The following is a 5,306-nucleotide window of genomic DNA, read 5'->3' as shown; positions in this document are numbered from 1 at the left end:
ATGGACCACTTCAAATGTGAGCTCAAGCGTTATATCGAGTACTATAACCATCGTCGTATCAAGAGACGCCTAAAAAACCTGAGCCCGGTCGAATACCGGACTCAGGTCCTCAAGGTCGCCTGACAAATTATTTATTGTCTAACTTTTTTGGTTCAGTTCAAACGTCTCAGGGGCTGTTTCAGGATTCAGATTAGTTCCGTTTGTCTTTCCGATACGTCAAACCGATGAACTGTGACTTTTGATTAAATAATTTCCGGTACGATAGGTAACCAACAAGGACAGCCGACGTCGCTGCCGTCGTCAGCAACAGGAACAGAATCAACAATTGATAGAGGACCGCTTCCATCGGATTGGCTCCGCCGATGATCAGCCCGCTCATCATGCCGGGCAGTTGAACCAAGCCCATTGTCTTCTGCGCTTCAATCGTCGGAATCATACTCGTCCGGATCGCACTTTTGAGACTGGTGTCAATCGCCGTTTTCGTATCCCCGCCGAGTGACAAAATCAATTCGATCACTTCGTCACTTCGTTCGACCTCGTCTTTAAACTTGTTCAAGAACAACAGCGACAGAATCATACAGTTTCCGATGACCATCCCGCTGATCGGAATGACTTGCTGGGCTTCAAACGGAATGATGTTCAGACCGAGCATCAGCCCCATCGTCAGGACTTCGACCGAGACCAACGTCGCAAGGACAATCCACTGGATCCCGGGAATCCCGTCGCCCTTGCGGATGACGTTGAGCGTCGCCGCGCCGATCATCAACAGAATCATCAGCAGGATATAAATCGGACTGTCGCTCTCAAAAACGAATGTCAGGATATACCCGATGATCAGCAACTGAATGATCGAACGAACAGTCGCGATCAAGATATCTTTTTCAAGACCAAGTTTCAGCGTAAAGGTAAGAATCAGCGGAATCGCGATGAAAATCAGCGACGTCGCCAGTTGTACGTAACTCATAACGATTCCCCCTTCAAGAACGCTTCGATGTCCGGGCGTGTTCCGTCCGGCTCAAGCAACGAGACGTCCCCGTGTTCGAGCAATTGTCCGTCTTTTAAGAACCAGACTTCTTCGCTGACGCGACGTGCCTGATCGAGATCATGCGTGATCCAGATGACGGTCACCCGGAGTTCGCGTTGCAGGCGCTGAATCAACTGTTCGATTTCCTTGACCATCCGAAAATCAAGACTGGCCGTGATTTCGTCGAGCAACAAAACATCCGGTCGATTAACGAGCGTCCGGGCAATCGCGAGACGGCTCCGTTCACCGCCTGACAGTTCTTTGACCGGCTGATTCAAATCGACATGAAGATCAACTTGTTCCAGCAGTCGTTTCGCTTCTTCCGGTGCCAAGGTCTCGTGGAAAATCGTTTTCGGCAAACTGAGATTATCCAGGACGGTCCCCGGCAGCATCGGCGCACTTTGAAACGCCATCCCGATCTGTTTTCGCAGTTCGACGAGGTTCATCTGTTCCAAGTCCTCACCGCGGTACCGAATCCGTCCGCTGTCCGGGGAAATCAGTCCGTTGATTTGTTTTGAGCACGTCGATTTGCCGGCACCGCTTGGTCCGACGAGCGTCGTGATTTTTCCTTCCGTAAACGCACCTGAGATGCCACGGAGTATGTGTTTGTACTGTACGTCTTCAAAGGTAATGATCGACACGTCTGCTTCACAGAATTTAAGGCCAGGAAGCCCACTGCTTCAGGGGTGGGAGGAATGGCTTGCTCTTTCTCGTAAAACGCGTTTCAATGGTCTTAGATCAAGCGAAAGGAGGAAGTCCATTGGCGCATTTCATCGTCCAATTCCCATTGAAGGCAGAAGTCTTCGAACAAGATGTATTGCATACGCGTTTCGAAGTCGGGCGAGGAGTCTTCAATAGCCTTGCCAATGTGACCCTCAAGCGATACAAGGAAATGATCAAGACGAAACGTTATCGGCAGGCCATCGTCCTGTACCGATCCAATAAAAAGGAAGCAGGCAAAATCCTCAAAGCATTATGCAAGGAATACCGTTTGTCGGAGTACGAATTTCATAAAGATGTGAAGCCGATGCAACACCACTTCAAACGACATATCGATTCCAACACTTCTCAAAAAATCGCCACCCAACTGTGGAAAGGATTCGACAAGTTGCTCTACGGCAACGGGAATCGAATCCACTTCAAGAAGTTCGGGGAGTTCAACTCATTTGAAGGCAAAACGAACCAGGCGGGAATCCGCTTCAAAGACGGTCGTTTGCTGTGGAATGGGTTATCCCTTCAGGTGTTGATCGACCCGAACAATGTTTATGAAGTGGAAGCCTTCACGAACGATATCGCGTATTGCCGGATCATCCGGAAGTGGGTGCGTCGGACCTACAAATTTTATGTCCAGATCGTATTCAAAGGATCACCGCCTTTAAAACGGAACAAGGAAACAGGTCAATTCAAACGAACCGCCGGTTGCGGTGATGTGGGTCTGGATATCGGTCCCAGCACGATTGCAATCGTCAGTGCTGAACTCGTAAAACTGGTAGTCTTGGCCGATCAGGTTCAGCGTATGGAAGAAGAGAAACGGCTATTACTCAGAAAGATGGACCGTTCCCGTCGGGCGATGAACCCGACCCACTTCCATGCGAACGGCACTCCCAATGCTGTTCCTCATAAAAAGTGGATCCACTCCAACCACTACGCGTCTTACCGAGGAAAGCTTCGGGAACTCCACCGCAAACAGGCTGCGGTGCGAAAGTACCAACACGAATGTCTGGCCAACGAAATCATGGCATTAGGCGACAACATCTATGTCGAGTCGATGCGTTTCTCCGGTCTGGCAAGGCGGGCAAAAGAAACAACCGTCAATGCGCGAACTGGAAGGTTCAACAAGAAGAAGCGGTTTGGTAAATCGATTGCCAACCGAGCCCCCGCCATGCTGCTGGACATCATCAATCGAAAATTAGCCTACAACGGAAACTCTTTGATCAAAATCAAGACCCATTTGGCGAAAGCTAGTCAGTATAACCATCTAGACAAGACCTTCAAAAAGAAGAAACTATCGGAACGTTGGAATGATCTCAACGGGATCAAAGTCCAGCGGGACTTATATTCTGCCTTCTTAATCATGAATATCAACGATGATTTAGAGACCTACGATGAAGAAAAATGTACCACCCGTTTTGACGCATTTCTAATAAAGCACCACATGGAAATCAACCGTTGCAAAAAACTCCGTTTGATATAGTGGAAGCGAAACAGGATGTTGACATGCGTCCTATGCCATCGCTAAACCCCACTGAGGGGTTTGATGGTGAAAGTCTAACGGAACAGGGTGAGTCTCCGTTGCTCTCGAGTAGCGTTGGAAGCCCTTGTACGCTAGAACCCGACTACTTTAGTGGTGGGAGTGTCAGCTGACTTTCTGGTTTCTTTTGATCAGCTATGAAACAGGTATACCCGAAAATCACAAAAACATACAACGCATCGATGCGCTGTATGTTCAAAAAAACCGTCTATTTTGCTTCTTTTGGATCAATCAACGGCCGTACTTCCATCCGCCAGCCGTACTGCTCAGCTTCCTCAATCTGAGTCGTCGGATGAAGCAACGCCAAGTCGACGGCCTGTTCCAAATCATCCGCTTCAAACACGATCAGACTGCCGATCTGTTCCGTTTTGTCCGGGTCCGGTCCGTCCTGATGCCGGATCTGACCGTCGAGGAGCCGTGCCCGTTTCGTTTCGGCTCCCGGATGCCATTCAGACAAAACGTTGAGCTTCGTAAAAAAGGTCGCGAGCGGTGGATTACATCGTTCCATGACGGCATCGAGCTCTTGTTGCGAGGACTGATTCATCTTTTCCGCGTCGTAATAACCGATGAATAAAAATAACATTTGATCCCTCCTGGTTTCAAGAATTTCCTGGCAAATCACTCTTATTTCATTACCCTGTTTTCAAGCGGGATAATACAAAACACCTTGTCTCCGTAGAGGAAACAAGGTGCCGCTTATTTATTGGCAATCTTGCGCAACAGATACAAGGCGTACACCATTGACGGAATCGCCATGACGAGCACTGCTATGCGCAGCAAACCAAAGATGAAATTCAAGTCTGTATAATCCATTCGTACTTCCCTCTTTCTTAATGTAACGATTTTGCGACGACTTGGCGCATCTTTTCAAAGCCAAGCCGTTCGTAGAAGACATCGACCCCGTCGTTGCTCATCCAGTAGTCGAGATCAATTTTATGTATGTCCTGTTCGAGTGCCCGGCGCTCGACTGCAAGCAACAACTGACGACCGAACCCTTGCTGCTATTTATCGTCGACGATACAGAGATGATGGACGCGGACTTTCGAATTGGCAAAATGAAAGGCACTTTCCGGACGCCGGAGATATTCGATCCAGACGTAGCCGATCGCTTCGCCGTCGAGTTCCGCCATCAAAAACTGATGGTTGCCGGTTCCGACGATTTCCGCAAAAAATGCCCGGACCGTCGCGAAGTCGTACGGTTTAAAGAAGTCCGGCTGTTGCGCGACGTGCGGCTCATGGACGTAGCGGTTCAGCCGGGCCAGTGTATCGAGATCCGTCGTTTCGATAATCTGCATGTGTATCCCTCCGCTCAGTGCGTAATTTGTCCGTTGAAGACGTACGGAACCGTCTGCTGCGTCGTGAGGATCTGTTCGTATTCTTTCGACAGATTCATGAACTGAACGGCATCGGCAATCGTGACCCACGAAATCTCCTCGATTTCATCCGGAAAAATCGTCCCAAGTTCGCCCTCGCGAATCTCCGACTGGAAAAAGAAGAACAGACAGTGTTCATCAACTTGCGGGAAAAAGGCTTCGCTGACGTGTAACAATTCCCCGACCGCAACGTCATAACCGGTCTCTTCCTTCGCTTCCCGGACAGCTGCTTCCGGTAACGTCTCCCCCGCTTCAACTGTTCCCCCAGGTAGCGTGTAGTACGAATAAGACGGTCCGATGTTTTTGACCATCAGGACCTGATCCCGTGTCTCGTTTAACAAGACGTTATAGACGATATTTTTTTGGCGTGTCATTCTCATTCCCCCTCAAATCAATAGATGGTATTTTTTAGGATCATCACCATAAGGTGTGGTTGACACATGAAATCCCTTGTCCGCTATGCGAAAAAAAGACCATCCTGCATTCAAAAAAGCGTCGTCGTTTTCGATACGGTCATGCGTGGGGAGTCGGTGCCTTGTGGATCGAACTGGATGTCCCACGTCAAAGACGCCTCTCTTGTGATTTGACGTTCGTATATGACTACGGTCTCGGACTCGTCCGTACTTCTACCGAAGTGTTCCGAAAAGGCATCACAGAA

7 protein-coding genes and 1 pseudogene are annotated in these 5,306 nt (G+C 49.1%); 2 read left to right on the top strand and 6 right to left on the bottom strand.

The features are described 5' to 3' along the window. Positions 1–123, top strand: a 123-nt coding sequence (locus KNQ13_RS15365; RefSeq protein WP_214773256.1) for an IS3 family transposase, incomplete at its 5' end; no start/stop codon positions are given. Between the two features lie 67 nt (positions 124–190). On the opposite strand, the gene KNQ13_RS15360 is transcribed toward KNQ13_RS15365, so the two are convergent. Further along, on the bottom strand, positions 191–964 hold the full coding sequence (locus KNQ13_RS15360) for an ABC transporter permease (protein ID WP_026831344.1): 774 nt from the start codon (positions 962–964) through the stop codon (positions 191–193). Continuing rightward, positions 961–1,665 carry an ABC transporter ATP-binding protein gene (locus KNQ13_RS15355; protein ID WP_026831343.1) on the bottom strand — a complete coding sequence of 235 codons (705 nt, stop codon included), beginning with the start codon at positions 1,663–1,665 and terminating at the stop codon, positions 961–963. Before KNQ13_RS15355 ends, KNQ13_RS15360 begins: the two co-directional genes overlap by 4 nt. 119 nt (positions 1,666–1,784) lie before the next feature. Between KNQ13_RS15355 and KNQ13_RS15350 the strand changes: the two genes are divergently transcribed. Then, positions 1,785–3,218, top strand: a complete 1,434-nt coding sequence (locus KNQ13_RS15350) for a hypothetical protein (RefSeq protein WP_026831342.1) — start codon at positions 1,785–1,787, stop codon at positions 3,216–3,218. Positions 3,219–3,483: 265 nt separating this feature from the next. On the opposite strand, the gene KNQ13_RS15345 is transcribed toward KNQ13_RS15350, so the two are convergent. The 4 genes and pseudogenes from KNQ13_RS15345 to KNQ13_RS15335 form a co-directional block, all read right to left on the bottom strand. After that, positions 3,484–3,858 carry a YciI family protein gene (locus KNQ13_RS15345; protein ID WP_026831341.1) on the bottom strand — a complete coding sequence of 125 codons (375 nt, stop codon included), beginning with the start codon at positions 3,856–3,858 and terminating at the stop codon, positions 3,484–3,486. Between the two features lie 247 nt (positions 3,859–4,105). Then, a pseudogene (locus KNQ13_RS16055) lies at positions 4,106–4,261 on the bottom strand (N-acetyltransferase); the annotation flags it as partial. A gap of 15 nt (positions 4,262–4,276) precedes the next feature. Beyond that, a complete protein-coding gene (locus KNQ13_RS16050) occupies positions 4,277–4,570 on the bottom strand; it encodes a hypothetical protein (protein WP_236624440.1) in 294 nt (97 codons plus the stop codon). Positions 4,571–4,584: 14 nt separating this feature from the next. Continuing rightward, on the bottom strand, positions 4,585–5,022 hold the full coding sequence (locus KNQ13_RS15335) for an NUDIX domain-containing protein (RefSeq protein ID WP_034774719.1): 438 nt from the start codon (positions 5,020–5,022) through the stop codon (positions 4,585–4,587). Positions 5,023–5,306: the final 284 nt, after the last annotated feature.

It is taken from the genome of Exiguobacterium sp. s128 (genome assembly GCF_018618815.1).
GTDB lineage: Bacteria > Bacillota > Bacilli > Exiguobacteriales > Exiguobacteriaceae > Exiguobacterium_A > Exiguobacterium_A antarcticum.
Note: the sequence above shows the minus strand (reverse complement) of the source record. Positions and strands in the feature narration are given on the sequence as shown.

Coding starts and splice junctions, on each gene's coding strand:
- KNQ13_RS15360 (WP_026831344.1), bottom strand. CDS start 964: ATGAGTTACGTACAACTGGCGACGTCGCTGATTTTCATCGCGATTCCG.
- KNQ13_RS15345 (WP_026831341.1), bottom strand. CDS start 3,858: ATGTTATTTTTATTCATCGGTTATTACGACGCGGAAAAGATGAATCAG.
- KNQ13_RS16050 (WP_236624440.1), bottom strand. CDS start 4,570: ATGCAGATTATCGAAACGACGGATCTCGATACACTGGCCCGGCTGAAC.
- KNQ13_RS15335 (WP_034774719.1), bottom strand. CDS start 5,022: ATGACACGCCAAAAAAATATCGTCTATAACGTCTTGTTAAACGAGACA.